Source organism: Desulfosporosinus sp. FKA, assembly GCF_002196785.1.
Classification (GTDB): Bacteria; Bacillota; Desulfitobacteriia; order Desulfitobacteriales; family Desulfitobacteriaceae; genus Desulfosporosinus; species Desulfosporosinus acididurans.
The window spans coordinates 88,671-113,012 of sequence record NZ_NAHZ01000027.1 but is presented as its reverse complement, the minus strand read 5'-3'; the positions used below and the strand labels follow the sequence as shown (position 1 = coordinate 113,012).

Annotated in this window: 39 protein-coding genes; all 39 read right to left on the bottom strand. The window is 45.0% G+C overall.

The window, feature by feature from the left end:
• Nucleotides 1–57: 57 nt before the first annotated feature.
• Entirely contained in the window at nucleotides 58–954 is an 897-nt protein-coding gene (argB, locus tag B5771_RS10255; protein WP_088187415.1) for an acetylglutamate kinase, read from the bottom strand.
• Between the two features lie 18 nt (nucleotides 955–972).
• Nucleotides 973–2,235 carry a bifunctional glutamate N-acetyltransferase/amino-acid acetyltransferase ArgJ gene (argJ, locus tag B5771_RS10250; RefSeq protein ID WP_088187414.1) on the bottom strand — a complete coding sequence of 421 codons (1,263 nt, stop codon included), beginning with the start codon at nucleotides 2,233–2,235 and terminating at the stop codon, nucleotides 973–975.
• A gap of 18 nt (nucleotides 2,236–2,253) precedes the next feature.
• Complete coding sequence (gene argC / locus B5771_RS10245; RefSeq protein WP_088187443.1) at nucleotides 2,254–3,279, bottom strand: N-acetyl-gamma-glutamyl-phosphate reductase; 1,026 nt, start codon at nucleotides 3,277–3,279, stop codon at nucleotides 2,254–2,256.
• Nucleotides 3,280–3,645: 366 nt separating this feature from the next.
• Nucleotides 3,646–4,812: a M20 family metallopeptidase gene (locus B5771_RS10240; protein WP_047808656.1), complete on the bottom strand. Its 1,167-nt coding sequence runs from the start codon at nucleotides 4,810–4,812 to the stop codon at nucleotides 3,646–3,648.
• A gap of 287 nt (nucleotides 4,813–5,099) precedes the next feature.
• Nucleotides 5,100–5,828 (bottom strand): N-acetylmuramoyl-L-alanine amidase, encoded by a 729-nt coding sequence (locus B5771_RS10235; protein ID WP_088187413.1) that lies wholly within the window; start codon nucleotides 5,826–5,828, stop codon nucleotides 5,100–5,102.
• 129 nt (nucleotides 5,829–5,957) lie between these two features.
• Complete coding sequence (rpsI, locus tag B5771_RS10230) at nucleotides 5,958–6,353, bottom strand: 30S ribosomal protein S9 (RefSeq protein ID WP_047808654.1); 396 nt, start codon at nucleotides 6,351–6,353, stop codon at nucleotides 5,958–5,960.
• A 24-nt stretch (nucleotides 6,354–6,377) separates the two neighbouring features.
• Nucleotides 6,378–6,809 carry a 50S ribosomal protein L13 gene (gene rplM, locus B5771_RS10225; RefSeq protein ID WP_088187412.1) on the bottom strand — a complete coding sequence of 144 codons (432 nt, stop codon included), beginning with the start codon at nucleotides 6,807–6,809 and terminating at the stop codon, nucleotides 6,378–6,380.
• 249 nt (nucleotides 6,810–7,058) lie between these two features.
• Nucleotides 7,059–7,844: a tRNA pseudouridine(38-40) synthase TruA gene (gene truA / locus B5771_RS10220; RefSeq protein ID WP_088187411.1), complete on the bottom strand. Its 786-nt coding sequence runs from the start codon at nucleotides 7,842–7,844 to the stop codon at nucleotides 7,059–7,061.
• A gap of 31 nt (nucleotides 7,845–7,875) precedes the next feature.
• On the bottom strand, nucleotides 7,876–8,640 hold the full coding sequence (locus tag B5771_RS10215) for an energy-coupling factor transporter transmembrane component T (RefSeq protein WP_088187410.1): 765 nt from the start codon (nucleotides 8,638–8,640) through the stop codon (nucleotides 7,876–7,878).
• Between the two features lie 10 nt (nucleotides 8,641–8,650).
• Nucleotides 8,651–10,099, bottom strand: coding sequence for an ATP-binding cassette domain-containing protein (locus tag B5771_RS10210; RefSeq protein ID WP_088187409.1), 1,449 nt, complete (start codon nucleotides 10,097–10,099; stop codon nucleotides 8,651–8,653).
• 72 nt (nucleotides 10,100–10,171) lie between these two features.
• A complete protein-coding gene (rplQ, locus tag B5771_RS10205; RefSeq protein ID WP_047808650.1) occupies nucleotides 10,172–10,510 on the bottom strand; it encodes a 50S ribosomal protein L17 in 339 nt (112 codons plus the stop codon).
• Between the two features lie 24 nt (nucleotides 10,511–10,534).
• Complete coding sequence (locus B5771_RS10200; protein WP_047808649.1) at nucleotides 10,535–11,482, bottom strand: DNA-directed RNA polymerase subunit alpha; 948 nt, start codon at nucleotides 11,480–11,482, stop codon at nucleotides 10,535–10,537.
• Nucleotides 11,483–11,551: 69 nt separating this feature from the next.
• Complete coding sequence (gene rpsD, locus B5771_RS10195) at nucleotides 11,552–12,181, bottom strand: 30S ribosomal protein S4 (protein ID WP_088187408.1); 630 nt, start codon at nucleotides 12,179–12,181, stop codon at nucleotides 11,552–11,554.
• Between the two features lie 13 nt (nucleotides 12,182–12,194).
• Nucleotides 12,195–12,584 (bottom strand): 30S ribosomal protein S11, encoded by a 390-nt coding sequence (gene rpsK / locus B5771_RS10190; RefSeq protein ID WP_088187407.1) that lies wholly within the window; start codon nucleotides 12,582–12,584, stop codon nucleotides 12,195–12,197.
• 18 nt (nucleotides 12,585–12,602) lie between these two features.
• The gene (gene rpsM, locus B5771_RS10185) at nucleotides 12,603–12,974 is read right to left on the bottom strand and encodes a 30S ribosomal protein S13 (RefSeq protein ID WP_047808647.1); all 372 of its coding nucleotides are present in this window, start codon (nucleotides 12,972–12,974) and stop codon (nucleotides 12,603–12,605) included.
• 93 nt (nucleotides 12,975–13,067) lie between these two features.
• Nucleotides 13,068–13,181, bottom strand: coding sequence for a 50S ribosomal protein L36 (gene rpmJ / locus B5771_RS10180; RefSeq protein WP_083995862.1), 114 nt, complete (start codon nucleotides 13,179–13,181; stop codon nucleotides 13,068–13,070).
• A gap of 18 nt (nucleotides 13,182–13,199) precedes the next feature.
• Entirely contained in the window at nucleotides 13,200–13,418 is a 219-nt protein-coding gene (infA, locus tag B5771_RS10175) for a translation initiation factor IF-1 (protein WP_014825592.1), read from the bottom strand.
• Between the two features lie 39 nt (nucleotides 13,419–13,457).
• Complete coding sequence (map, locus tag B5771_RS10170) at nucleotides 13,458–14,204, bottom strand: type I methionyl aminopeptidase (RefSeq protein ID WP_088187406.1); 747 nt, start codon at nucleotides 14,202–14,204, stop codon at nucleotides 13,458–13,460.
• Nucleotides 14,205–14,210: 6 nt separating this feature from the next.
• Nucleotides 14,211–14,852, bottom strand: a complete 642-nt coding sequence (locus tag B5771_RS10165) for an adenylate kinase (protein ID WP_088187405.1) — start codon at nucleotides 14,850–14,852, stop codon at nucleotides 14,211–14,213.
• A gap of 13 nt (nucleotides 14,853–14,865) precedes the next feature.
• The gene (gene secY / locus B5771_RS10160; protein WP_088187404.1) at nucleotides 14,866–16,152 is read right to left on the bottom strand and encodes a preprotein translocase subunit SecY; all 1,287 of its coding nucleotides are present in this window, start codon (nucleotides 16,150–16,152) and stop codon (nucleotides 14,866–14,868) included.
• 1 nt (nucleotide 16,153) lies between these two features.
• Entirely contained in the window at nucleotides 16,154–16,594 is a 441-nt protein-coding gene (gene rplO, locus B5771_RS10155; protein WP_088187403.1) for a 50S ribosomal protein L15, read from the bottom strand.
• Between the two features lie 18 nt (nucleotides 16,595–16,612).
• Entirely contained in the window at nucleotides 16,613–16,792 is a 180-nt protein-coding gene (rpmD, locus tag B5771_RS10150) for a 50S ribosomal protein L30 (protein ID WP_014825587.1), read from the bottom strand.
• A 12-nt stretch (nucleotides 16,793–16,804) separates the two neighbouring features.
• Nucleotides 16,805–17,305, bottom strand: coding sequence for a 30S ribosomal protein S5 (gene rpsE, locus B5771_RS10145; protein ID WP_047808642.1), 501 nt, complete (start codon nucleotides 17,303–17,305; stop codon nucleotides 16,805–16,807).
• 27 nt (nucleotides 17,306–17,332) lie between these two features.
• Complete coding sequence (gene rplR, locus B5771_RS10140; protein WP_088187402.1) at nucleotides 17,333–17,701, bottom strand: 50S ribosomal protein L18; 369 nt, start codon at nucleotides 17,699–17,701, stop codon at nucleotides 17,333–17,335.
• Between the two features lie 53 nt (nucleotides 17,702–17,754).
• The gene (gene rplF, locus B5771_RS10135) at nucleotides 17,755–18,312 is read right to left on the bottom strand and encodes a 50S ribosomal protein L6 (protein WP_047808640.1); all 558 of its coding nucleotides are present in this window, start codon (nucleotides 18,310–18,312) and stop codon (nucleotides 17,755–17,757) included.
• 24 nt (nucleotides 18,313–18,336) lie between these two features.
• Nucleotides 18,337–18,735, bottom strand: coding sequence for a 30S ribosomal protein S8 (gene rpsH / locus B5771_RS10130; protein WP_047808639.1), 399 nt, complete (start codon nucleotides 18,733–18,735; stop codon nucleotides 18,337–18,339).
• A gap of 29 nt (nucleotides 18,736–18,764) precedes the next feature.
• A complete protein-coding gene (locus tag B5771_RS10125) occupies nucleotides 18,765–18,950 on the bottom strand; it encodes a type Z 30S ribosomal protein S14 (RefSeq protein WP_083995860.1) in 186 nt (61 codons plus the stop codon).
• A gap of 20 nt (nucleotides 18,951–18,970) precedes the next feature.
• A complete protein-coding gene (gene rplE / locus B5771_RS10120; protein ID WP_047808637.1) occupies nucleotides 18,971–19,510 on the bottom strand; it encodes a 50S ribosomal protein L5 in 540 nt (179 codons plus the stop codon).
• A 20-nt stretch (nucleotides 19,511–19,530) separates the two neighbouring features.
• Entirely contained in the window at nucleotides 19,531–19,899 is a 369-nt protein-coding gene (gene rplX / locus B5771_RS10115; protein WP_088187401.1) for a 50S ribosomal protein L24, read from the bottom strand.
• 13 nt (nucleotides 19,900–19,912) lie between these two features.
• Entirely contained in the window at nucleotides 19,913–20,278 is a 366-nt protein-coding gene (rplN, locus tag B5771_RS10110; protein WP_047808635.1) for a 50S ribosomal protein L14, read from the bottom strand.
• A gap of 36 nt (nucleotides 20,279–20,314) precedes the next feature.
• A complete protein-coding gene (gene rpsQ / locus B5771_RS10105; protein WP_053006266.1) occupies nucleotides 20,315–20,575 on the bottom strand; it encodes a 30S ribosomal protein S17 in 261 nt (86 codons plus the stop codon).
• A gap of 23 nt (nucleotides 20,576–20,598) precedes the next feature.
• Nucleotides 20,599–20,802: a 50S ribosomal protein L29 gene (gene rpmC, locus B5771_RS10100; protein WP_047808634.1), complete on the bottom strand. Its 204-nt coding sequence runs from the start codon at nucleotides 20,800–20,802 to the stop codon at nucleotides 20,599–20,601.
• Complete coding sequence (gene rplP / locus B5771_RS10095) at nucleotides 20,792–21,229, bottom strand: 50S ribosomal protein L16 (RefSeq protein ID WP_088187400.1); 438 nt, start codon at nucleotides 21,227–21,229, stop codon at nucleotides 20,792–20,794. The genes rpmC and rplP overlap by 11 nt, the downstream gene beginning before the upstream one ends.
• Nucleotides 21,230–21,892: a 30S ribosomal protein S3 gene (rpsC, locus tag B5771_RS10090; protein ID WP_047808633.1), complete on the bottom strand. Its 663-nt coding sequence runs from the start codon at nucleotides 21,890–21,892 to the stop codon at nucleotides 21,230–21,232.
• Nucleotides 21,893–21,896: 4 nt separating this feature from the next.
• A complete protein-coding gene (gene rplV / locus B5771_RS10085; RefSeq protein ID WP_047808632.1) occupies nucleotides 21,897–22,238 on the bottom strand; it encodes a 50S ribosomal protein L22 in 342 nt (113 codons plus the stop codon).
• Nucleotides 22,239–22,260: 22 nt separating this feature from the next.
• Nucleotides 22,261–22,542, bottom strand: coding sequence for a 30S ribosomal protein S19 (rpsS, locus tag B5771_RS10080; protein ID WP_047808631.1), 282 nt, complete (start codon nucleotides 22,540–22,542; stop codon nucleotides 22,261–22,263).
• Nucleotides 22,543–22,560: 18 nt separating this feature from the next.
• Entirely contained in the window at nucleotides 22,561–23,388 is an 828-nt protein-coding gene (rplB, locus tag B5771_RS10075) for a 50S ribosomal protein L2 (RefSeq protein WP_047808630.1), read from the bottom strand.
• A gap of 30 nt (nucleotides 23,389–23,418) precedes the next feature.
• On the bottom strand, nucleotides 23,419–23,706 hold the full coding sequence (locus tag B5771_RS10070) for a 50S ribosomal protein L23 (RefSeq protein ID WP_047808629.1): 288 nt from the start codon (nucleotides 23,704–23,706) through the stop codon (nucleotides 23,419–23,421).
• Nucleotides 23,706–24,329, bottom strand: a complete 624-nt coding sequence (rplD, locus tag B5771_RS10065; protein ID WP_088187399.1) for a 50S ribosomal protein L4 — start codon at nucleotides 24,327–24,329, stop codon at nucleotides 23,706–23,708. Before rplD ends, B5771_RS10070 begins: the two co-directional genes overlap by 1 nt.
• Nucleotides 24,330–24,342 lie beyond the last annotated feature (13 nt).

Here is a 24,342-nt window from a genome sequence, read left to right as displayed (position 1 = left end):
GGTCGAGTCCTCACCTAAAGCCCCGATGTTCAGCTTTAGCTGAACGAGTTCACTGCCTTAGTCCTTAAACATTGTTCCTATACCGCCGTCGGTAAATAGTTCCAGAAGTATTGCATGGCGTATTCGTCCATCAAGGATATGGACACTGCCTACCCCTTGTTCTAGTGCGGACACAGCACACTCAACTTTAGGCAGCATTCCGCCTTGTAAAACTCCTTCTTCTATCAGTGTATCTACTTCATCTCGATTAACCGTTGAGATCAGTGAATCTGAATCCCCGACATCACGAAGAATACCACGCACATCCGTCAACAAAAGCATTTTGTCTGCTTTCAGAGCTTCCGCAATTTTCCCCGCGGCAGTATCCGCATTGACATTGAAGGTTTCCCCATTTTCACCGCTGGCAACCGGAGAAATTACAGGAATATATCCTTGCTCTAACAGAGTATTCAAGATATTGGGTGTCACTGTATGAATCTCGCCGACAAGTCCTAAATCGATTTCTTCCATAGTTCCGTCACTATTTGGCATTTTGAGAGGTTTCTTAGTTGCCAATAAGAGCTGTGCATCTTTTCCAGATAAACCAACACTTTTACCACCAAAACGGTTCAACATAGCGACTATCTCTGTGTTCAGCTTCCCTACTAAAACCATTTGGGCTATTTCCATCGTTTGAGCATCGGTAAATCGCAAGCCCTTAATAAAATGGCTCTCAATGCCCACCTTTTTCAGCATGGCATTAATCTCGGGGCCGCCGCCATGGACTAGAACCGGGCGAATCCCCACGGAATGCAAAAGCAAAATATCTAACATGACAGATTCCTTGAGCAACGGATCTACCATGGCATGCCCGCCATATTTAATGACGACTGTTTTCCCTGCAAATTTTTGGATATAGGGCAGTGCTTCTACCAAAACACCGGCTTTGCCAATTCCCTCTTCAATCGGGGTCATTTCTTCCGCCTCCGTTCTTTAGGTTCTGTAACTCCCATTGATCGTGACATACTCATGAGTAAGGTCACAACCCCAGGCAGTGGCATTTTCCGATCCATCATTTAAAACTAAGCGTATCTCTACCTCTTTGTGCTGCAAAATTTCTTTCGCGGTTTCTTCGGAAAAAGAAATCCCTTTCCCTGCTTGAGCTACAGCCAAATTACCCAGAAAAATATCAACACTGTTCGGATTAAAGTCTGCACCTGAATAACCTGCAGCAGTCAAAATCCTTCCCCAGTTAGCATCTTCCCCGAACAAAGCGGCTTTGACCAAACTGGATCCGCAAATACTGCGAGAGATTTTACGGGCATCTTCCTTCGTTTTAGCCCCAGTGACCTGTACTTCCATAAGTTTACTGGCGCCCTCCCCATCACGGGCAATATCCTTAGCCAGTTGTATGCACATCGCTTTAACCATAGCTTCAAAGTTGACCATGTCGTCGCCATTTGGTGCAATCCCAGACACACCATTGGCTAAAATCAATACCATATCGTTGGTACTCGTGTCTCCATCCACAGTCACCATATTGAAACTATCCTCAACAGCTTCTCGGAGAAGACGCTGCAAGACTGCAGCGGGGACCTCTGCATCTGTTGTGAGAAAACCTAACATGGTTCCCATATTCGGATGAATCATTCCGGAACCTTTCGCCATGGCCCCAAGTTTGATAATTCCTCCTTGTGAGCAAGGAAGTTCATAGGCATATTCTTTAACGACGGTATCTGTTGTCATAATAGCTAAGGCTGCTCGATGAGCTCCTTCCGCTAAAGAAGCATCAAGCTTTTCATCGGAAGCCTTCTCCATAGTTTTGAACAACTCGGTACCGGCGTTTTTAATACCGGTTAACACTCGTTCAAGAGGCAGCTCTACTCCAATTACGCCGGTTGAGGCCACAAGCACATCATCTTGAGGAATCGCTGCGGTCTCTGCCACTGCCTCAGCCATTGCTTCAGCAGATTGGTCCCCAAACGCACCGACGCAGGCATTGGCGTTGCCGCTGTTAACGACAATACCTTGAGCCATCCCATTCTGCAAATGACGCTGGTTTAAATAAAGAGGATGTGCCTTAACCAAATTTTTAGTATATACTCCTGCTGCTTGAGCTTGAACTTTTGAATAAATTAACGCCACATCATATTTGTCCGGATATTTAATACCTGCTTTTACGCCTTCCGCATAGAATCCCTGCGGTGCTGCGATACCGCCCGCAATTTGTTTCCAAGGTTCAACTGTTTTAACCATAGTCTCATACTCCTTCACTTAGGGCCAGAGCGCTGTCCCGCCTAATCCCAATTCTTCCGGCCATCCCATGACCAGATTCATATTCTGCACTGCCTGCCCTGCAGCACCTTTCATCAAATTATCGATCGTAGATACTATAACGGCATTTCCGGTTCTCTGATCTACAGTTAATTGCAAAAAGGCATGATTGCTGCCGCTGGAAAATTTCGTCTGAGGCCAGGTTCCCTGCGGCAAAAGGTGGACAAACTGTTCGCTCGCATAGTGTTTTAACCAACAGTTTCTCAAGTCAGCCTCATTAATTCCCTCTTTAACCTTGGCATAGATGGTGATTAACATTCCCCGTGTCATGGGCACCAGGTGAGGCGTGAAATTTACCGTTAATGGCTGACCGGCCGCTCGCGAAAGTTCTTGCTCTATTTCAGGAGTATGGCGATGGCTGGCGACTCCATAGGCTTTAAAATTTTCATTAACCTCTGAAAAATGATTGCCTAAAGAAACCCCTCGGCCTGCTCCCGAAACACCCGATTTAGCATCGATGACCAACATTTCCGTCTGAAGCAGCTGCTCTTTCAGCAGGGGGACAAGGGCCAATAAGGTCGCAGTTGGATAACAGCCTGGATTGGCAATTAAAGATTGGCCTTTAATTTTCTCGCGGTATAACTCCGGTAAACCATATACCGCCTGACCAAGCAAATCGACGTCAGGATGCTTTAACTTGTACCATTCCTCATATACTTGGGCTGAATTCAGGCGAAAGTCGGCTCCTAAGTCAATAACTTTTATCTTACGATCAAGAAATCCTCTTGCTCTGGAGGCTGTCAAGCCATGAGGAAGAGCACAGAATAAAACATCAAGATCGGGAACATCTTCATCTTGTAAAATACCAATATTTTGACCGCTCCAGTGCGGATAAACCTCCTCATACCCTTGGCCTGCCACACTGGACGATGAAAGAACAAGCTCAGCAACTTCTTCATGGCGACGCAAGAGCCGTACTAATTCTTGTCCTGCATACCCCGTGGCCCCTAGTACACCAACTCTCATTGTCATTTCCTCCACTCTTGTTTCGTTTTCATAATTATACATTCGCTCGTATAATAATTCAATGCCTTCCATTAAAAAAGAGCCTGTCTTAACCAGCCTCTTTTCTCTCTTAATCGTTGATCAAGGTTAACTTACCTTAGTTTATGACAATTTATGCCCATTTATGATTCATTATTCTTCAGGTGCCAAAAGACCTGCCTTTGCTCCAGCACAAGCGAGTAGTGAGCATCGGAATGCGAAAGTGATGAGAATTCGAAGTGAGTGCACATACCAAAGGAGTTCTCGCTTCACTAGTATAGTGGAGTGAGAACTCCTTTAATGATTAGGCGAGCAAAATTGGGGATTCAATGAGAGTTGCCAACAAGTTCAAGTTTTGGCTCGAAATTCTTTCTTAATTTGCTGCAGCAGTTTTTTGTCCCGCAGGACATCTGATCCTGTAAAAGCAAGAATTTGCATTGCCAGCATAACAAGCTTTTCCCCTTCCGAAGACAGAGCTGCCTTCGCAAATTCCTTAGTATGTGGTATCTCTGTCCCGCTGCCCAAGGCTAAATAGGGGTGTATTGCCGGAACTGCCCGACTGACATTACCCATATCCACTGAACCCATTGCCGTCTGAGGAGAGGCAATATGACGAATCCCTAACTCGCGCAGATTTTTCGTAAAACAATCTGCCAAGGTCAAATTTGTGAGCATTTCATCGTAAGAAAATTCGAATTTTTGCCAAGTCATTTTGGCAGAAACCATCGCTGCTGCCCCTTCGGCACAGCGAATGACCTGCTCCCGCAATTCATCAAGTTCTTTTCGCTTCCGCGCCCGGAGGTAAAAACGAGCAACGGCGCGATCCGGAATAATGTTCGGGACCGTTCCTCCTTCAGTAATGACTCCATTAATTTTCATGTCTTGGGAGATTTGCTTTTTGAGAGAATTTATCCCTACAAAGAAATTGATAACTGCATCGAGGGCATTTATGCCAAAATTAGAGGCCGCAACCGCATGAGCAGCCCTGCCATGAAAGGTAAACTCCAAGGCATCCAAAGCCAAGCTGAAAATTACAGGGACATTTTGGCTTCCGGGATGAAACATTATTGCAGCATCGACACCATTAAAAATTCCTTCTTCGACCAGCGTCACTTTAGCTCCGCTGGTTTCTTCAGCTGGACTGCCAACCACAATAATTTCCCCGGGGACTTCCAAACTCTTGCTTAAGATTACAGCCGCTCCGGCACTGGCAGCACCAATCAAATTATGTCCACAACCATGGCCAACCCCTGGCAAAGCGTCATACTCAGCCAGAAAGGCAATCTTAGGTCCGGGAATATTGCTTTTAAAACAAGCTAAAAAAGCAGTTTCTACTCCCGCAACTCCTCTCTTCACCTCGAACTTATGTTTTTTAAGAAAATTACTTAACACCTCAGAAGCAAAGTATTCTTTATATCCGAGTTCCGGGTGCTCACCGATCTGACGAGCAATTTCCCACACGTCTTTGTGCAGATGCTGTGCCTGATCTCGATAAAAAGCCTTAATGGCATCCATGCACATCCCATCTCTCCACTTATTTTTTCAGTCTCTTATATCTTCCATAGATCTTTAAGATTGACTTCATACATATGACAAAAAGATTTTTCAAAACCTTCTTCCTGTAAAAATATTAAGAATTGTTAACCTCTTAATTCAAGACAGCCTCATTCTTTTTTCTAATAACTATTTTACCTACAATCCATTTTCAGCGCAACGAATATTCAGATTCCTCTCGACTTCCCCATCGAAGTCTCGTTGTTCAATTTAGCTGAGAACAGATGATATGACTTTAAAATCTTGAATCAATGCTGATTTGCTGTTTGTTTACTAAAATACTCGTTTAAACCTTGATATATTGCGACAGCCAATGTCTCCTGATACTCCGGAGTTGTTAATAATTGCTCTTCAGCAGGGTTCGACAAGAAACCGACTTCAACGGTGACGGCTGCCTGATGGGCTTTTTTGAGGATATAGATATCTTTATTAGCTTTAATAAGCCGTTTGCCCTTCGTCATTAGATTCAATTTTTCTTGAATAGCTTGCGCTAATATTTTTCCTTCCGCTGAATCTGCATTATAAAACGTTTGAGCTCCAGTCAATTTTTCATTGGGAAAACTATTAGCATGAATGCTTATAAACACCTCGGCTTGAGCTTCCATTGCCAATTGAATTCGTTGAGCCAAATCTTCTCGTTTCCGTTTTAAAAGTCCTTGGGATGTTCCTAAATCTTTATCCTCTTCACGAACCATAATTGTTTTGGCGCCGCATTGCTGTATATGAGCTTGCAGACGTTTCGCTACCGCTAAGGTAATATTTTTTTCTAAGACTTTGTTTTTTCCTACAGCTCCGGGATCAACTCCGCCATGACCTGCGTCAATAACAACCACTCGATGACCAAGCGTCCAGCTCCATATTTTTTGGTTTGTGCCTTCTAATTTCCAAGCTGCGGCAAGAATTAAACACACCATTAGAATGCTGCCTATGATTAACGCTTTTCGAGGTTTAAAAGCAACTACCCGGATTGTTTTCATTTTCCTCACCCTCCCCATCTATTCCGTCACTACAATATGGGGAGAGGGAGGAAAATATGCGTTGAGCAGATCACTTTAGAGTAAAAAGACAAACCCCCCAAACCAAGAAGGCCTGAGGGGTTCTGATAATTAACGTTTAGAGAATTGTGGAGCCTTACGGGCTTTCTTCAAGCCGTATTTACGACGTTCCTTCATTCGTGGGTCACGAGTCAGGAAACCGGCGCGTTTCAAGCTTGGACGAAGACTTGCATCAGCCTTCAATAAAGCACGAGCTATTCCGAGACGAATTGCACCGGCTTGACCGGTGGTTCCGCCTCCGTGAGCAAGAGCAATAACATCATATTTTGCGAGAGTATCCGTTATATTAAATGGCTGCTGAACAATCATTTCTAAAGTCTTCTTACCGAAGTATTCGGATAATTCGCGTTTATTAATCGTAAATTTCCCTTCACCGGGAATAAGACGAACGCGAGCAATAGCGTTCTTGCGGCGGCCTGTTGCCGCATATTGTAATTGAGTTGCCATAGTTATTCTTCCTCCTTCCTAAACCTACTGTATTGTCCAAACTTCAGGTTGTTGAGCTTGATGAGGGTGTGATTCTCCCTTGTACACTTTTAACTTAGTGTACATTTGAGCGCCCAACCTGTTATGAGGAAGCATTCCCTTAACAGCATGTTCCATCGCACGTTCAGGCATGGTTTTCATCAGCTTCTTGTAGGGGATCTCTTTCAATCCACCAGGAAAGCCGGAGTGACGACGATAAAGTTTAGCATTTAATTTATTACCCGTGAGTAATAACTTTTCTGCATTAATAATAATAACGTGATCCCCTGTATCGACATTCGGGGTAAAAGTTGGTTTATGTTTACCTCTTAGGATACGTGCTGCTTCTGTGGCAACACGGCCCAAAGGGATACCTGCAGCGTCAATGATATACCATTTGCGCTCTTGGTCCTGCGCCTTCGCAAAAAACGTAGTCATGACTTTCCCTCCAAAAATTATCAGTTTCCGTTTTGTTTCACGCTCATGGGGCTCAATCATGCTCGTGATATGTCAAGGTTATGGGGCTCAAGCACAGCCATGACATAAAAACTCATAATGCTATTTTATTTAGATTTTCTTTCCTTGTCAAGTCAATTCCTTGTCAAGTTCTATATGAAAGACATTTTTTCGTCTTCCAGACTCTGTTACACGATTCAAGCTGACAAAAGAGTATTAATACCTATGATTTTACTTAGGATTAAGATCGGGAAATACTTCAAAAGGACTTTCCTCAGTGTAATTCACATGCGTTAGAAACAAACCATGGGCTGAAGCAATCAAGCGGGCACGTCTCCGCTCTTGACTCTTAATAATATCCGGTATCTCTTCGGGACTAATTCGCCCTCTTCCGACATCAACGAGTGTACCAACAATGATCCTTACCATATGGTATAAGAATCCGTCACCAACACAAGTTACACGGATCAAATCCTGATCAAACCGTACTTGACAGCGATAAAGCGTTCGTTCAAAGGTTTTACTGTCGCCTCCGGCAGCGGCGAACGTTTTAAAATTATGCCTTCCTTCCAGGAAGTTTGCAGCAGCTTGCATGTTAGAAATATTAAGAGGTACAGGAATATGCCAGGTATATAACCGATTAAAGACATCCGGTATTCGCCGATTATCGATCTGGTAATCATAGCGCTTCCACACTGCAGACCAGCGTGCATTAAAATCGAAGGGAACATTCTCTGCCAGAAGAATACGTATATCCTTAGGAAGCAAACTATTAAAAGCCTTAGGAATTTTATCTTCCGGTATTCTTGCTTCTGTTTCAAAATTAACAATCTGGCCGGAAGCATGAACACCTGCATCGGTCCGTCCCGCCATAGCTAGAGTCACCTTTTCATCCACCAGTCGCTGCCATACGTCTTCTAAGGTTCCTTGGATCGTAGGCCCTGCTGTTTTGATCTGGCGCTGAAAGCCATGATAATTTGTACCGTCATAGGCTACCTTGAGCCGTATGTTTCGCATCGTATGCCACCAACCTCCACGAAGTCCCGTTTTAGTGCCAGATTAACAGCAGCACTCCCCATAATCCAACGGCAATTCCGCCCCACCAGTCCATTGCGGTTCTTTCATGAATTAAGAACGTTCTAAAGCTGCCTGAACCATATCCGCGGGCTAACATAGTTTCTCCAAGTTCTTCTGCTCGCTTTAAACTGATAAGAATTAAGGGAACAATAAGCTGGCATATCTCCCATGAACGCCGCAGCCATGTGGCTGGCCAATTTCCCTTTATCATTCTCGCTTTCCAGATTAATGCTGCTTCTTCACCCAGAAGCGGAATAAAACGCAAAGTCAGAGTCAGTAAAAGAGCAAATTCTGCTGCTTTAGTTGAAAGACTGGTCAGGGGCGCGAAAAAATAGACAATTCCCAGACCTTGTTCCATAGGGAGGGTTACTGCCGCAAAGAGCCTGGTCAAACCAAAAATTAGGGTTATACGCCAGAGCATGAAAACCGCCTGCAATAAACCTGCCTGCGACCAGTGCCCTTGCCAAAAAGAAGCTGATTGACCCCAGACCCACCCTGCAGCGACACCATAAAATAACCCTAACCATAGGAGAACAAACGTCATCCCCCGAAATAACCTCAAAGGAGTGTGGCTTATGATCACCAGCCCCACAAGTGCCAATGACGTTAGAACTAATCCCTGCCAACGAGTCAACGTCAGGAGGAGTGACAAAATCGCCAATCCGCCCACCTTTAACCTTGGGTCCAGCCGGTGAAGAACACTATCGCTGAACCAATAAAGTTCCTGAGAATCCATCGTCCCCCTCCTAACAGTGCACTCCAGAGCGGATGAATTCGTCCCTGTAGTTGCCCCACTCCTCGACGAGGCAATCAAGCACGATTTCGCCGTTTTCGACGAGCCAAATCCGGTCAGCTGCCCCCAACACGTCTCTAAGATCATGGGTTACGAATAGAATTGTAATTTCCCGGAGGGAGAAAATTAACCTCTGTATACTTTCCCTGCTCTTCGCATCCAGGCCGAGCAATGGTTCATCCAGCAATAAAATCTCCGGTAAGGTCTTCATGGCAGCTGCCAAAGCGACTTTTTGTCGCTCGCCGCCGCTCAGCCTTTCAGGAGCAACCCTTGCCAGATGAGCAGGGATTCCATAGCGGTTCAAATACAATTCCTGCTCTGCGCTGGGAGATTTAGCGGCAGTCCTCTGCTGATGGTAGAATATTTCCTCGGATACACTGCGGCCGATTAGATATTCTCCCGCCTCTTGCAGGACGAAGCCCATTTTTCGCCGCAAATCGCCGCTATTATGCTTGTTCATTACTTCCCCGTTAACCAATAATTGCCCTTTGGCCGCCAGGGTAAAGCCATAAACGCTTTCTAAAATTGTTGTTTTACCAGCTCCTGAAGGTCCCACGATTGCCAAAAATTCACCGGGTTTTATGGACTTATTAATCTTCAAACGTGAATTGAAGTCTGCCTCTTCCCATACTAAAATCCGACGTTGATCCTCTTTCCTTGGTCCTGCTTTCAACTCTGAAAATTCGTGACTTTGCTGCTTCGCTTCAAAAATTGAGAGTTCCGCATAATGGCGTTCAAAAGCATCTCTGGGATTGCCCCAATCGACAAGAGATCCATCGTGTAGAACTAACAATCTGTCTGCCTGTCGTGCCAGTTCCGAATCATGTGTAATCCATAGCTGTCCTGTCGTAGTCCGTGCTTTTCTTAAGAGCTCTAATATGCTATCTTGAGCCTTAGCATCAAGCATGCTCAGCGCCTCATCCAAGATTAAGAAAGATGGTTGAAGAGCCAAAATCGCAGCTGTGACAAGTCTTTGGCGTTGCCCGCCGGATAGCGTTGCGGGAGACTGATTCTCTTTACCCTGCAAACCAATCTCCCTTGTCAATTGTGACACATGGTAACGTACAGTCTTTTGATCCATGCCAAGGTTAATTAGCCCAAAACCCAACTCTTCAGCAACCGTTGCCCCAATGGTCTGCCGCCTTGGATGTTGGCCTATAAAGCCTATTTCACGCCATCGCTCAACGGCCTCCCAAGGAAGAATTCTGCCATTTTCCTGCAAGCGGATCTCACCTTTATTGGGTGCAATTAGACCAGCAAGCAATCGAGCCAAGGTCGACTTACCTGCACCGTTCAACCCCATCAGGGCAAGGATTTCTCCTTTTCGCCAGTTCATAGTGACTCCTTTGAGGATGTCACCATAATAAAGGTTTTGAAGTTCGAGAACCTTCGCTGAGTTCAAGAAACCACTCCCTAAAGTTAGCAAAGGCCGGGCGCTTAACTTGTAAGCAACCCGGCCTTTAGCAACTCGCTTCTAGACGAGTTCAACGATAACCAAAGACGCAGCATCTCCCCGGCGCATGCCGAGTTTCATAATACGAGTATAGCCTCCCTGACGGTCAGCATACTTTGGCGCAATGGTATCAAATAATTTTTTAACAACATCCTCATCCATTAGATAAGACATCGTTAAGCGACGTGCTGCCAGATCGCCTTGCTTTCCAAGCGTAATCATCTTTTCAGCAATTGAACTAAGTTCCTTGGCGCGTGCTTCGGTCGTTTCAATACGTTCGTGTCGTAATAGGGAAGTGACAATGTTGCGCAACATTGCTCCGCGATGACCTGAGTTTCTTCCCAACTTGCGGTAAGCCATTACATTCCCTCCTTTTGCACCGAATTAGTCCTCAGACGGGCGGAACGATAAACCTAAGTCTTTAAGCTTGAATTCCACTTCTTCTAAAGACTTACGACCAAGGTTACGTACTTTTATCATGTCTTCCTCCGTTTTTTGAGTCAACTCTTCAACGGAGTTAATTCCTGCACGTTTCAGGCAATTGTAAGAACGGACAGATAGATCCAATTCCTCAATCGTCATCTCGAGGATTTTATCTTTAGCTTCTTCTTCTTTTTCTACCATGATTTCAACATTATTGAGTTTATCTGTAAGTCCCATAAAGAGGCGCAGGTGATCGCTCAAAATTTTTGCTGCCGAACTTGTAGCCTCTTCTGGAGAAATACTGCCATTAGACCATACTTCAAGGGTTAACTTGTCGTAATCCGTAGTTTGCCCTACCCGAGTGTCCTCTACGGTATAGTTAACCTTGTAAATAGGAGCAAAGATTGAGTCAATAGGAATAACTCCTATAACTTGATCAGGCTTCTTATTTCTGTCAGCAGAAACGTAACCACGTCCGCGTTCTACCGTCATTTCCATAAATAATCGGCCATCATGATCTAAAGTAGCAATTTTTAAGTCACGGTTTAGAATCTCAATATCTGGGTCTGTTATGATATCTCCCGCCGTCACAATCCCTTCATGCTGGGATTCTAAACGAATGACTCTGGGTTCGTCTGTATAACCTTTTAAGGCTAAGGACTTTAAATTAAGAATGATGTCAGTAACATCTTCTAAGACACCCGGAATCGTGGAAAACTCATGGAGTACCCCTTCAATTTTGACTGAAGTAACCGCTGACCCTTCAAGAGAGGATAACAGGATCCGTCTTAGTGAGTTTCCTAAGGTGATCCCGTAACCCCTTTCCAAAGGCTCAACTACAAATTTTGCATAGGAGTCATCTTCAGAACGCTCGACACACTCGATTCTGGGCTTCTCGATTTCTAACATCGGAATGCACCTTCTTTCTCGAGAACTTGATATACAATCCATCCGACCCAAAAGGGCAGAACGTCAACATTAACGGGAGTATTTCTCCACGATGAGGTGTTCTTGAATTGGAAGTTGAATATCTTCACGAGTAGGAAGCGCAACAACGGTTCCTGCAGCTGCATTTGCATCCAAGCTTAACCATCCCGGAACAGTACGTGTGCCTAAGTTTTCCAGAAGTTCTTTCATTCTGGGTGAGCTCTTGCTGCCTTCTTTAACAGCAATAACTTCACCAACACGTACTGAATAGGAAGGTATATCGACTCGTTTGCCATTTATGGTAAAGTGGCCATGACTGACGAGTTGACGTGCTTCCGGACGGGATGAAGCAAAACCTAAGTGGAATACGACATTATCCATGCGTCGTTCTAACAAGACTAATAAGTTCTCACCAGTAACTCCTTTGCGGCGAGCTGCCTCATCAAAATAGTGTTGGAATTGTTTTTCCATGACACCATATAAACGACGGGCTTTTTGTTTTTCACGCAACTGAAGACCATACTCAGTAGGCTTCTTGCCACGAGCCTGACCGTGCTGTCCGGGGGCGTAAGCACGACGGTCAATAGCACATTTTCCAGTATAGCAACGTTCTCCTTTAAGGAATAACTTCATACCTTCACGCCGACATAAGCGACAAACTGGTCCAGTATATCTAGCCATGATTACACACCTCCTATACCCTTCTGCGTTTTGGTGGCCGACAACCATTATGTGGAATCGGTGTCACATCTTTGATTAAGTTAACTTCTAAGCCTGCAGCTTGCAGCGCACGAATGGCAGCTTCACGTCCTGCTCCAGGACCTTTTACATAACATTCAACATCTTTCAAACCATGTTCCATTGCAACCTTTGCACAAGTCTCTGCAGCCATTTGTGCTGCAAATGGAGTGCTCTTACGTGAACCTTTAAACCCTAAGGAACCTGCACTTGACCAGGAGAGTGCGTTCCCGCTGGTATCCGTAATGGTCACCATGGTGTTGTTGAAGGTGGATTTGATATGGGCAATTCCACTGTCAATATTCTTACGTTCCCGGCGCTTTGTCCGGACAACTTTACGTGCCATCTCGGTTATCCCTCCTTATTACTTCTTACGTTTTGCTCCGACAGTTTTAGCCGGACCCTTACGAGTACGAGCATTGGTTTTCGTGCGTTGTCCTCTCACGGGAAGTCCCCGACGATGACGCAAACCACGATAGCAACCAATTTCCATCAGACGCTTGATATTGAGGGAAACTTCGCGACGCAAATCGCCTTCAATTTTGAACTCTTTATCAATAACTTCCCGAAGCTTGCCGACTTCGTCTTCTGACAAGTCACGCACTCGGACATCTGGACTCACACCTGTTTTGGCGAGAATCTTATGTGAAGTCGGAAGCCCAATGCCATAAATATAGGTCAAGGCAACTTCTATACGTTTCTCGCGCGGTAAATCAACCCCAGCGATACGTGCCATCTAAAATTTACACCTCCAATGTTTTCAGCTCTTACCATTATAAAAATCGGTGCATTAGAGAAAATCTCCAATCAGCCGCGCAACCGAAACTATTTACCCTTGGCGTTGTTTGTGCTTCGGGTTTTCGCAAATGACCATGATCTTACCATGTCTGCGAATGATTTTACATTTTTCGCAGATGGTTTTAACAGAAGGCTTTACTTTCACCGTAATCCCTCCCTTGACTTACTTAAACCTATAAGTGATTCTGCCCCGTGACAGGTCGTAGGGAGAAAGTTCCACCGTCACCCGATCGCCGGGAAGAATCCTAATAAAATTCATGCGTATTTTACCAGAGACATGGGCCAGTACTTTGTGTCCGTTAGGCAATTCAACGGAAAACATCGCGTTTGGCAATGGCTCTAATACTTTACCTTCTACTTCAATAACGTCTTCTTTAGACATACTTAAATTCCCCTCCTCTGACAATCCTACGGTATAGACCTAACTTCGAGTTAGAATTTCCAAGCCATTTTCCGTAATTGCGACTGTGTGCTCGAAATGAGCCGACGGCTTCTTATCCTTCGTGACCACAGTCCAGTGATCCTTCAGCGTCAGCACTTCATACGTCCCCATGTTTACCATGGGCTCAATAGCCAAGGCCATACCAACCTCGAGTCGTGGCCCCCGGCCAGGCTTGCCAAAATTAGGGATCTGCGGATCCTCGTGCATGGCTCGGCCAATTCCGTGCCCGACATAATCACGCACAATCGAAAAGCCATTGTCTTCTACATGCTTTTGAACTGCGTGTGATATATCATAAAGTCGATTTCCAACTTTCGCCTGAGCAATACCGAACATTAGTGATTCTTCAGTTACCTTTAAGAGTTTTAAGAGATTATCATCAACATCGCCGATTGGCAGAGTTAGAGCAGCATCTCCGAAATATCCATCAATGACCGCTCCACAATCAATACTGATAATATCTCCAGATTCTAAACTCCTTAAACTTGGGATTCCATGAACAACCTGTTCATTAACCGATGTACAGAGTGTCGCCGGAAATCCATTGTAACCTTTAAATGCAGGAATTGCACCTTGAGCACGAATATATTCCTCTGCCCTGCGATCCAATTCAAGCGTCGTAATCCCAGGCTTTGCGACCTCACGCATTAATGCGAGAGCATCGGCCACAATTTTCCCTGCTTTACGCATACGCTTAAACTGGCTGGCATTTTTAAGCTCAATCATGGTAAATTAGCCCAAGGCCTTGAGAATATCCGCAAAGACTTTATCGATTGGCTGATCACCATTGATTCGTTTCAGCAGACCCTGTTGTTGATAGAAATTGATCAAGGGCTCAGTCTGTTGATTGTAAACGTTTAAGCGATTCTTGGCTGTTTCCACAGTATCGTCGGAGCGTTGATAAAGCTCTCCTCCGCACTGGCCACAGACACCTTCCTGTTGGGGAGGATTGAAAACCATATGATATGAAGCTCCACATTTACGGCAGACGCGGCGTCCGGTTAGACGCGGAATTAAGACATCCTCGGCTACTTCAATATTAATGACGCCATCAAGCTTCATACCAAGACTATCCAAGATCTCATTTAAAGCATTCCCTTGAGCCAGTGTACGCGGGAACCCATCAAGAAGGAACCCTTCAGCACAATCCGGTTGTGCTAATCGCTCTGCAACGATTCCAATGGTAACTTCATCCGGAACCAATCCGCCGGCATCCATATAGGACTTCGCTTTTAATCCTAAAGCTGTTCCTTCTTTAATTGCCGCACGGAACATATCACCTGTGGAGATATGAGGAAAATGATATTTTTCCACCAGTGGACCTGCTTGAGTACCTTTACCTGCTCCTGGACCGCCCATTAATATAATTTTCATCTCTATTCCTCCTTTACTTCATAAACCCTTGATAATGCCTTGACATAAGCTGGGATTCGATCTGTTTCATCGTTTCAAGCGCAACCCCAACTACGATCAAAAGGGAAGTACCACCAAAATAGATGTTTTTTAGACCCGTCAGTCCCATGACTATTGTCGGTAGAATTGCTATCAATGCAAGGAATATGCCGCCTGCCAGCGTAATCCGGCTTAGAATCTTGGATAGATATTCAGCCGTAGGACGCCCAGGACGAAGGCCAGGGATAAATCCTCCATACTTCTTCAAGTTGTCCGCTACATCCACCGGATTAAACGTAACAGCCGTATAGAAGTAAGTAAAGAATATTATGAGCACTGCGTAGACCAGCAAATAGGGGATGGACTGAACCGACCCATTCATGCTGAACCAAGTGTTGACAAATCTCGCAAATCCAGAAGTTGGCATCCATGTTGCAATCGTCTGCGGAAAGGCGAGCAAAGAAATCGCGAAGATAACCGGAATAACACCGGCTTGATTAACCTTCAAGGGAATGTGACTGCTTTGTCCTCCATACACCCGTCGACCAACAACTCGTTTCGCATATTGAACCGACACTCGTCGAGTTCCTTCCTGAACATAGACAACTCCTGCGATAATAAATACCACAATGACCGCCAAGCCAAGAAGCGAAAAGACATTGATCTCATGAACCGTAAACAAACTATACAAGTATTTAAGAGCATCAGGTACACGCGAAACAATACCTGCAAAAATAATCAGCGAGATACCATTTCCAACACCGTTCTCTGTTATCGCTTCACCAAGCCACATTAAAAACGCTGTTCCAGCAGTTAAGACGAGAGCCACTAAAAAGTAAATACCCCACTTCCAAGGGGAGTTGGGAACCATTAAGGCGCTGCGGATCCCAAAGGTGAGACCGAAGGCCTGAATAAAACCCAAAACTACGGTGCAATATCGTGTATATTGGGTAATCTTTTTATGGCCATAATCGCCTTCTTTAGAGAGTCTTTCTAAAGATGGGATTACTATCGTCAGCAACTGTAGAATGATAGAAGCTGTAACATAAGGAGTAATGCTTAAGGCAAATACTGTTAGTCGTTTGAAGGAGCCCCCGGAGAGCGTGTCCATAAAATCAAACATGCCCCCGGTTCCAAGCATATTCTTTAAAACTTCATGATTAACAAAGGGAATGGGAATATGTGCTCCGATACGGAAGATCAGGAACATAAGAAGAGTGTAACCGATTTTCTTCCTGAGATCCGCTACATTCCACGCATTCTTCAGGGAATCGAAAATCATCCTACTCCACCTCTACTTTGCCACCAGCTGCAACTATCTTTTCTGCCGCGGCAGGGCTGACTTTGTCAATCTTGACGGTCAAAGCTTTGGTTAATTCCCCCGTTGCTAAAATCTTAACACCATCTTTTACAGCCTTAATGAGACCGCTCTCTAAGAGGAGCTCAAGGGTGATTACCGTTCCGTTTTCAAAACGTTCTAAATCACGAACATTCAGAGCAACAATTTCTTTTCTGAAAATATTTTTAAAGCCACGTTTCGGCATTCTGCGATAAAGTGGATTTTGTCCGCCTTCAAAACCGGGACGGACACCTCCGCCTGCACGGGCATTTTGTCCTTTATGCCCTTTGCCGGCCGTTTTGCCGTTACCTGATCCAATTCCACGCCCAAGACGTTTCGGGGCATGAGTCGATCCTTCAGCAGGCTTAAGATCATGCAGTTTCATACTCGACCACACCTCCTTCTATTGAACTTGTTCGACTGTTACTAAATGCATACATTTATGAATCATCCCTAAAATGCTTGGGGAGTCTTCATGAACAGCACTTGAGCCAACTTTTCCCAGACCAAGTGCTTGCAAAACTTTATGCTGCGCCTTTGAATAACCAATCGGACTCTTCGTCAGCGTCACTTTAATTTTCATGACCAACCCTCCTTAACCTAGAATTTCTTCTACGTTTTTACCTCGGAGTTTGGCAATCTCATCTGGACGCTTAAGAGATTTTAACGCAGCCATTGTCGCATTGACCATATTATGCGCGTTTGCCGAACCCAAAGACTTTGCTAAGATATCATGCACGCCTGCAGCTTCAAGAACCGCACGAACTGCGCCTCCAGCAATAACACCAGTTCCTTTGGAAGCTGGCTTTAACAAAACTTGTCCTGCGCCAAATATTCCTAAAATAGGATGTGTAATGGTTGATCCATGCATAGGGATGGAAAGAAGGTTCTTCTTCGCATCTTCGACTCCCTTGCGGATAGCCTCAGGAACTTCGCCAGCTTTGCCTAATCCAGCTCCTACACGTCCATGACCATCGCCGACAACAACGAGGGCACTGAAACTAAAGCGGCGTCCGCCCTTTACAACTTTAGCAACTCGAGCTATATGAACGACCCTTTCATTCAACTCCGACTTGTTTGCTTCGAATTTAGCCAATTTGATTTTTCCCTCCTTTACCCTAGCTTAAAAGCTGAGCCCAGCTTCACGTGCTGATTCTGCTAACGCAGCGATTCGGCCATGATAGAGATTGCCTCCACGATCGAAAACAACCTGCGTAATCCCCTTTTCAAGAGCTTTTTTTGCGATCATCTCGCCGACTTTTTGAGCTCCGGAAGTATTTCCACCGGACAGGTTTGCTGCTTTAAATTCCGGATCAAGGGAAGATGCAGCTGCCAGTGTCACACCAAGCTCATCATTGATCACTTGAGCGTAGATATGATTCAAGCTCCGAAATACAGCCAAACGCGGACGATCTGCGACGCCGGTTATAGTTTTGCGGATACTCTTATGCTTTTTAATGCGAAGAGCCTTTCGATCAATGCGCTTAATCAAAGGGTACACACTCCTTTCAGAACTGCAAGAGATTTGGCCCTTGCTATTTTGGATTATTTCTTAGCGCCGCCCTTTTTACCGCCGGTCTTACCAACTTTACGACGAACAACTTCAGTTTCATACTTAATTCCTTTGCCTTTATAGGGCTCAGGCAGTCGTTCTGAGCGGACAACAGCCGCAAAAGCTCCGACAAGCTCCTTATCCATTCCTTTAATCAGGATCTTATTGGGAGCTGGAACTTCGAAATCAATACCTTCAAAAGGTACTAATTCCACAGGGTGGGATTTACCGACCGTTAAAACAAGCTTGTTGCCTTGCTTGGCTGCACGGTAGCCAACACCAACCATATCAAGTCCTTTAGTGAACCCGTTTGTCACACCTTCTACCATATTGGCAATCAAAGTGCGAGACAACCCATGTAAGGATCGGCTCAAAGGTTCATCATCGGCTCGAGTGACAGTGACCTGTGAATTTTCTACTGTGACCGTCATTAACGAATGAATTTGTCTGCTCAGGGTGCCTTTAGGACCCTTTACAGTGACCAAGTTATCCTCTATTTTGATGTCGACGCCATTGGGGATTCCAATGGGACGCTTACCAATTCTGGACATTCACTGCACCTCCCATTGCGATAATTACCAAATATAGGAGATTACTTCTCCTCCAAGACCCTCTTTACGGGCTTTTCTATCCGTCATAATCCCCTTTGAAGTTGAAATAATGGCAACTCCGAGGCCTCCGAGAACTTTGGGAATTTCATCCTTTTTCGCATAGACACGCAATCCTGGACGGCTTATTCGCTTAAGTCCAGTGATAACGCGTTCACGATTGGGACCATATTTCAAATACATCCGGATAACACCTTGTTTATCGTCCGCAATGTACTCAACGTCTTTAATGTAGCCTTCGGCTTTAAGCAACTCCGCAAGTTCTCGTTTAATCCGGGATGATGGTACCTCAACCTTGTCGTGATAAACCATCCCAGCGTTGCGGATACGTGTTAGAAAATCTGCAATCGGATCTGACATTGACACTTCAGTCGTCCCCCTTCCTTACAATAGTATTACCAACTGGCCTTCGTGACCCCAGGAAGTTCACCTTTGTGAGCCAACTCCCGGAAGCAAACCCGGCATATACCAAACTTCCGAATATAAGCATGGGGACGTCCACAAAGCTTACAACGGTTATGCGAACGTACGGCGAACTTTTGCCCGCGATTTTGGCGGACAACCATCGATGTTTTAGCCACGCTCTTGAACCTCCCTTTCTTTAATCACGATACGGCATTCCGAATCCGCGAAGCAACTCTCGCGCTTCTTCGTCGGTCTTTGCCGTCGTTACGAAAACTACATCCATACCACGGAGCTTATCGATCTTGTCATACTCAATTTCTGGGAAAATCAATTGCTCCTTGATCCCTAAAGTGTAGTTTCCTCGTCCGTCAAACGCCTTACCTGAAATTCCGTGGAAGTCACGAACGCGGGGTAATGCCACACTTAAAAGGCGATCCATAAATTCATACATTCTTTCACCGCGAAGAGTTACCTTGCATCCGATAGGCATACCTTCACGAAGTTTAAAAGCTGCAATCGATTTTTTCGCTCTGGTCACAATAGGTTTTTGCCCTGTAATAATCATCAGATCTCCTACAGCAGAATCAATCGCTTTGGAGTTTTGAACAGCTTCTCCCACACCCATGTTGACCACAATCTTTTCAAGTTTAGGGATTTGCATAACATTTTTATAAGCAAACTTCTGCTGCAGCGCAGGAGCTATTTCACTAATGTATCTGTCTTTTAGACGAGCCACTGGGGTCCCTCCTTTCGCGATTAGTGTTTATCAGGAAGATTCACTCCGCAATGCTTGCAGACGCGAACTTTTCCATTATCCGTTAACTTGAAACTTACACGAGTCACGGAATTACACTCTTGGCAATATAGCATAACGTTGGAACTGGCCATCGGAGCTTCCTTGGAAATAATGCCGCCTTGAGGCATCGCTTGAGAGGGTTTTGTATGACGTTTAACAATATTAGCCTTTTCAACGACAACGCGGCCCTTTTTCGGGAATACTTCGATTACTTTACCTTTTTTTCCGGCATCTTTACCGCTGATGACCATGACATAGTCGCCTTTTTTAACGTGTAGTTTATTAGGTTGTACTTTATGCTTAGTAGCAGTCACTTTCTTCACCTCCATCTGTCATGGGGTCTTAGATAACTTCCGGTGCCAGGGAAATAATTTTCATATAATTATCACGCAGTTCACGTGCAACAGGTCCAAAAATACGTGTTCCACGAGGACTCTTGTCATCTCTGATAATGACGGCAGCATTCTCGCTGAAACGGATATATGAACCGTCGGGACGCCGAATTTCCTTCTTTGTGCGGACAACAACTGCCTTAACGACGTCACCTTTTTTAACAACGCCCCCTGGCGTTGCCTCTTTAACAGAAGCTACAATAATATCTCCAATTGATGCATACCGACGCATTGAGCCCCCGAGCACCCGAATACACATCAATTCTTTTGCACCAGAGTTGTCTCCAACCCGAAGCCTGGTTTGTACCTGGATCATTCCCTTTGACCCCCTTCCGAACTAAATATCAATAGATTAGAGCGCAATAGCCCTTTCCAGAACTTTAACCATGCGCCAGCATTTATCCTTACTTAAACGGCGAGTTTCCATGATTGTAACAGTGTCACCGATATGAGCTTCATTATTCTCGTCATGAGCTTTAAATTTCTTTGTGCGAGTAAATGTCTTTTTATATAGAGGGTGGCTTTCAGTAATTTCTACAGAGACAACAATAGTTTTATCCATCTTGTCGCTGACTACTTTGCCAATCCGAACTTTACGCTGGGCTCTTTCCACGCTAAAAAGCCTCCTTTCTCAACTTAAGAACGTTCAATCTTTAATTCACGTTCGCGCAAAATCGTCTTGCCACGAGCAATTCCTTTGCGGATTTCACGGATTCGCATCGGGTTATCAAGTTGTCCCGTTGCCAACTGGAAACGCAAATTAAACAGTTCGGTTTTGTAATCATCAATCTGCTTAACGACTTCATCATCTGTCAGATCACGGATATCCTTAGTTTTCATTTGCGTCACCTCCTAGTAAATCTGCACGGGAAGCGATCTTACATTTGATCGGGAGTTTGTGCATTGCTAAACGAAGAGCTTCGCGAGCGACGTCCTCAGCAACACCATCGAGTTCAAACATGACACGACCTGGTTTGACAACGGCTACCCAATATTCCGGGGAACCTTTACCACTGCCCATACGAGTTTCAGCCGGTTTAGCCGTAATTGGCTTATCTGGGAAAATCTTTATCCATACTTGACCGCCCCGTTTAATATATCGAGTCATAGCAATACGTGCGGCTTCAATCTGACGATTGGTAATCCAGCCGCTTTCCAGGGCTACAAGACCGTATTGACCAAAAGTAATCGTGGTACCTCGAGTTGCCTTACCAGTCAAGCGACCACGATGCTGTTTTCTATGTTTCACTCTGGTTGGGACTAACATTTAGTTTCCTCCTTCCACCTGAGCGACGACCTTCTTCGCTGGAAGAACCTCACCTTTATAAATCCAAACTTTGATACCAATTTTACCGTACGTAGTATTAGCTTCGGCAAAACCGTAGTCTATATCAGCACGTAAGGTATGAAGGGGCACTTTACCTTCATGATACCATTCTGTTCGGGCAATTTCGGCTCCAGCCAGACGACCGCTGCATTGAATTTTAATTCCCAATGAACCTTGACGCATGGTCCTGCCGACCGTTTGTTTCATGGCACGACGGAAGGATACACGTTTTTCCAGTTGTTGGGCAATATTTTCGGCAACTAATTGCGAATCCAACTCAGGCTTTTTAATTTCAACGATGTTAACTGCAACTTGCTTGCCAGTCATGGCTTCGAGCTGCTTCCTTAAATTTTCGACTTCTGCACCGCCGCGGCCGATGACAATCCCCGGTTTAGCAGCATAGACTGATATCTTGATACGGCTTGCCGCACGTTCAATCTCAACTTTGGGACAGCCAGCTTGTTTAAGCTTATTTTTAACGAATTCACGAATTTTTAAGTCTTCGTGAAGAAGTTCTACGTAGTTTTTATCTGCATACCATCGGCTTTCCCAATCACGGATTATCCCGATGCGGAGGCCTTTGGGATTAACCTTTTGACCCACAGTTTTAGTCCTCCTTCTTCTCGCCGACAACAACGGTAATGTGACTTGTCCGTTTGCGGATTTGGTCAGCACGTCCCATAGCTCTTGGCTTAATGCGTTTTAAAGTCGGTCCTTCGTCCACACAAATTTGAGTGATTATAAGTTCATCCGTATCCATGTCATAATTATGCTCTGCATTTGCAACTGCTGATTTGAGAACCTTTGTTACATCAGCACTTGATCCCTTAGCAGTAAATTGAAGAATGGCGAACGCATCACTAACCTTTTTGCCGCGGATCAAATTTACAACTTGGCGCACCTTACGAGGAGAGATACGTACATATTTTGCCACTGCTTTTGCTTGCATGTGTCTTTAGCCTCCTCTCGATTTATCGTAGACCGCTGGACTTTTCACTGCCAGCATGGCCCTTATAGGTGCGAGTCGGCGCGAACTCGCCAAGTTTATGCCCTACCATATCTTCGGTAATATAGATAGGAACATGTTTCCGTCCATCATGAACTGCAATAGTAAAACCAATCATTTGAGGGAAAATTGTTGAGCGTCTGGACCATGTCTTGACAACGCGCTTGTCACCGGATTCGTTCATCGCGTCAACACGTGCGAGGAGACGAGCTTCGACGAAAGGTCCTTTTTTTACAGATCTGCTCATTCATGGGCCTCCTTTCGACTACTTACTGCGCCGTTTCACAATAAAGCGATTCGACAAATTCTTTTTCTTCCGAGTCTTGGCACCAAGGGCTGGTTTTCCCCAAGGTGTAACAGGGTTACGACCGATCGAGTTACGACCTTCACCACCGCCGTGAGGGTGATCACATGGGTTCATAACAGAACCACGGACCGTCGGGCGTATTCCCAACCAACGCGATCGTCCAGCTTTACCAATGTTAATGTTTTCATGGTCCAAATTCCCAACTTGGCCAATGGTAGCTCGGCATTCGAGCCGAATCATGCGCATTTCTCCAGAAGGGAGACGGAGAGTGGCATAAGCGCCCTCTTTAGCCATTAATTGAGCCGCTGCTCCGGCAGTTCGAACCATTTGGGCTCCCTTGCCGGGTTTCATCTCAATGTTATGCAATAAAGTACCAACCGGTATATTTTTCAGTGGTAATGTATTTCCCACTTTGATATCTGCCTCAGGTCCGGATACGATCATTTGATCGATTTCCAATCCATTGGGGGCAAGAATATAGGCTTTGAACCCATCTCTGTAGTTGAGTAATGCAATATTGGCAGATCGATTAGGATCATATTCAATACTAGCTACCCGAGCTGGAATACCATCTTTATTTCGTTTGAAATCAATTTCGCGATACATTCTTTTATGTCCGCCGCCTTTGTGGCGAACGCTTAAATGACCTTCGCTATTGCGACCGGCCTTCTTGCGCAACGGCTTTAACAAGGAACGTTCCGGCTCAGTTCTAGTAATTTCTTCAAACGTCGATACAGTCATTTGACGTCGACTAGCTGAAGTTGGTTTAAATGACTTCAGTGCCATAGGTTTCTTTCCTCCTTTGCTTTAAGCTGCTTACAGGCCTGCGAAGTTTTCGATTCTATCTCCAGCTTTAAGCGTAGCAATCGCTTTTTTACGATTCGGGGTTTTACCGGCATACTTGCCAACCCGTTTCATTTTTCCACGAACGTTGATCGTGCGAATTTCAACCACTGAAACTTTGAACATTTTTTCCACTGCGGCTTTAATTTCAATTTTATTGGCAGCCGGATTAACCCAGAAGGAGTATTTGTTTTCCTCTACAAGGCCTACGGATTTTTCAGAAATAACCGGGCTTTTGAGGACCTCACGTGCGTCGCGCATTACGCAAACACCTCCTCTGTTTTTGATACGGCAGCCTTGGTCATTACTAAGACATCATGATTGAGTAAATCCAAAACATTCATTCCGGCAACATCCATTGAAATTACGCCCTCGATGTTGCGAGCCGAACGGGATACCGCTTCGTCAACCTCATCTGTAACGATCATAGCCTTCTTGTTAACCTGAAGAGCTTTAAGAAGTTTAACGATTTCACGAGTCTTTACTTCCGAGAGGTTCAAATCGTCCAAAATGATGAGTTGCTGTTCTATAACCTTCGAAGAGAGCGCCGAATGCAAAGCCAATCGTCGAACTTTCTTCGGTAATTTAAATCCATATTTCCGTGGTTTCGGTGCGAATATAACACCGCCGCCTCTCCATACCGGGGAGCGTGAGCTACCAGAACGCGCACGGCCAGTTCCTTTTTGACGCCAAGGTTTACGGCCGCCTCCGCGCACTTCACCACGCAGCAGAGCAGATTGTGTTCCTTGTCGAAGAGAAGCCAATTGGGAAACTACGGCTGAATGAAGAACCGGAACATTCGGTTCTATTCCAAAGACATTATCACTAAGTTCAATTTCACCAACAGGTGCGCCTTGCATATTTACTACTTGAACTTTAGGCATTGCTTATTCCTCC

Coding starts and splice junctions, on each gene's coding strand:
- rplN (WP_047808635.1), bottom strand. CDS start 20,278: ATGATCCAGGTACAAACCAGGCTTCGGGTTGGAGACAACTCTGGTGCA.
- B5771_RS10240 (WP_047808656.1), bottom strand. CDS start 4,812: ATGGATGCCATTAAGGCTTTTTATCGAGATCAGGCACAGCATCTGCAC.
- B5771_RS10200 (WP_047808649.1), bottom strand. CDS start 11,482: ATGTTAGAAATCGAGAAGCCCAGAATCGAGTGTGTCGAGCGTTCTGAA.
- rplF (WP_047808640.1), bottom strand. CDS start 18,312: ATGTCCAGAATTGGTAAGCGTCCCATTGGAATCCCCAATGGCGTCGAC.
- rplB (WP_047808630.1), bottom strand. CDS start 23,388: ATGGCACTGAAGTCATTTAAACCAACTTCAGCTAGTCGACGTCAAATG.
- rpsS (WP_047808631.1), bottom strand. CDS start 22,542: ATGAGCAGATCTGTAAAAAAAGGACCTTTCGTCGAAGCTCGTCTCCTC.
- rplD (WP_088187399.1), bottom strand. CDS start 24,329: ATGCCTAAAGTTCAAGTAGTAAATATGCAAGGCGCACCTGTTGGTGAA.
- B5771_RS10165 (WP_088187405.1), bottom strand. CDS start 14,852: ATGAAAATTATATTAATGGGCGGTCCAGGAGCAGGTAAAGGTACTCAA.
- rplV (WP_047808632.1), bottom strand. CDS start 22,238: ATGCAAGCAAAAGCAGTGGCAAAATATGTACGTATCTCTCCTCGTAAG.
- rplM (WP_088187412.1), bottom strand. CDS start 6,809: ATGACTACGTTTTTTGCGAAGGCGCAGGACCAAGAGCGCAAATGGTAT.
- rpsM (WP_047808647.1), bottom strand. CDS start 12,974: ATGGCACGTATCGCTGGGGTTGATTTACCGCGCGAGAAACGTATAGAA.
- argB (WP_088187415.1), bottom strand. CDS start 954: ATGACCCCGATTGAAGAGGGAATTGGCAAAGCCGGTGTTTTGGTAGAA.
- rpsD (WP_088187408.1), bottom strand. CDS start 12,181: ATGGCTAGATATACTGGACCAGTTTGTCGCTTATGTCGGCGTGAAGGT.
- secY (WP_088187404.1), bottom strand. CDS start 16,152: ATGATTTTCGATTCCCTGAAGAATGCGTGGAATGTAGCGGATCTCAGG.
- rpmD (WP_014825587.1), bottom strand. CDS start 16,792: ATGAAAATTAAAGTGACGCTGACGAAGAGTCCGATTGGTTATTCAAAG.
- argJ (WP_088187414.1), bottom strand. CDS start 2,235: ATGGTTAAAACAGTTGAACCTTGGAAACAAATTGCGGGCGGTATCGCA.
- rplQ (WP_047808650.1), bottom strand. CDS start 10,510: ATGGCTTACCGCAAGTTGGGAAGAAACTCAGGTCATCGCGGAGCAATG.
- B5771_RS10235 (WP_088187413.1), bottom strand. CDS start 5,828: ATGAAAACAATCCGGGTAGTTGCTTTTAAACCTCGAAAAGCGTTAATC.
- argC (WP_088187443.1), bottom strand. CDS start 3,279: ATGAGAGTTGGTGTACTAGGGGCCACGGGGTATGCAGGACAAGAATTA.
- infA (WP_014825592.1), bottom strand. CDS start 13,418: ATGTCTAAAGAAGACGTTATTGAAGTAGAAGGTAAAGTATTAGAGCCA.
- B5771_RS10215 (WP_088187410.1), bottom strand. CDS start 8,640: ATGGATTCTCAGGAACTTTATTGGTTCAGCGATAGTGTTCTTCACCGG.
- map (WP_088187406.1), bottom strand. CDS start 14,204: ATGATTGAGCTTAAAAATGCCAGCCAGTTTAAGCGTATGCGTAAAGCA.
- rpsK (WP_088187407.1), bottom strand. CDS start 12,584: ATGGCACGTAAAGTTGTCCGGACAAAGCGCCGGGAACGTAAGAATATT.
- rpsI (WP_047808654.1), bottom strand. CDS start 6,353: ATGGCAACTCAATTACAATATGCGGCAACAGGCCGCCGCAAGAACGCT.
- rpmC (WP_047808634.1), bottom strand. CDS start 20,802: ATGAAAACTAAGGATATCCGTGATCTGACAGATGATGAAGTCGTTAAG.
- B5771_RS10070 (WP_047808629.1), bottom strand. CDS start 23,706: ATGCGCGACGCACGTGAGGTCCTCAAAAGCCCGGTTATTTCTGAAAAA.
- rplP (WP_088187400.1), bottom strand. CDS start 21,229: ATGTTAGTCCCAACCAGAGTGAAACATAGAAAACAGCATCGTGGTCGC.
- truA (WP_088187411.1), bottom strand. CDS start 7,844: ATGCGAAACATACGGCTCAAGGTAGCCTATGACGGTACAAATTATCAT.
- rplX (WP_088187401.1), bottom strand. CDS start 19,899: ATGGAGGTGAAGAAAGTGACTGCTACTAAGCATAAAGTACAACCTAAT.
- rplO (WP_088187403.1), bottom strand. CDS start 16,594: ATGAAACTGCATGATCTTAAGCCTGCTGAAGGATCGACTCATGCCCCG.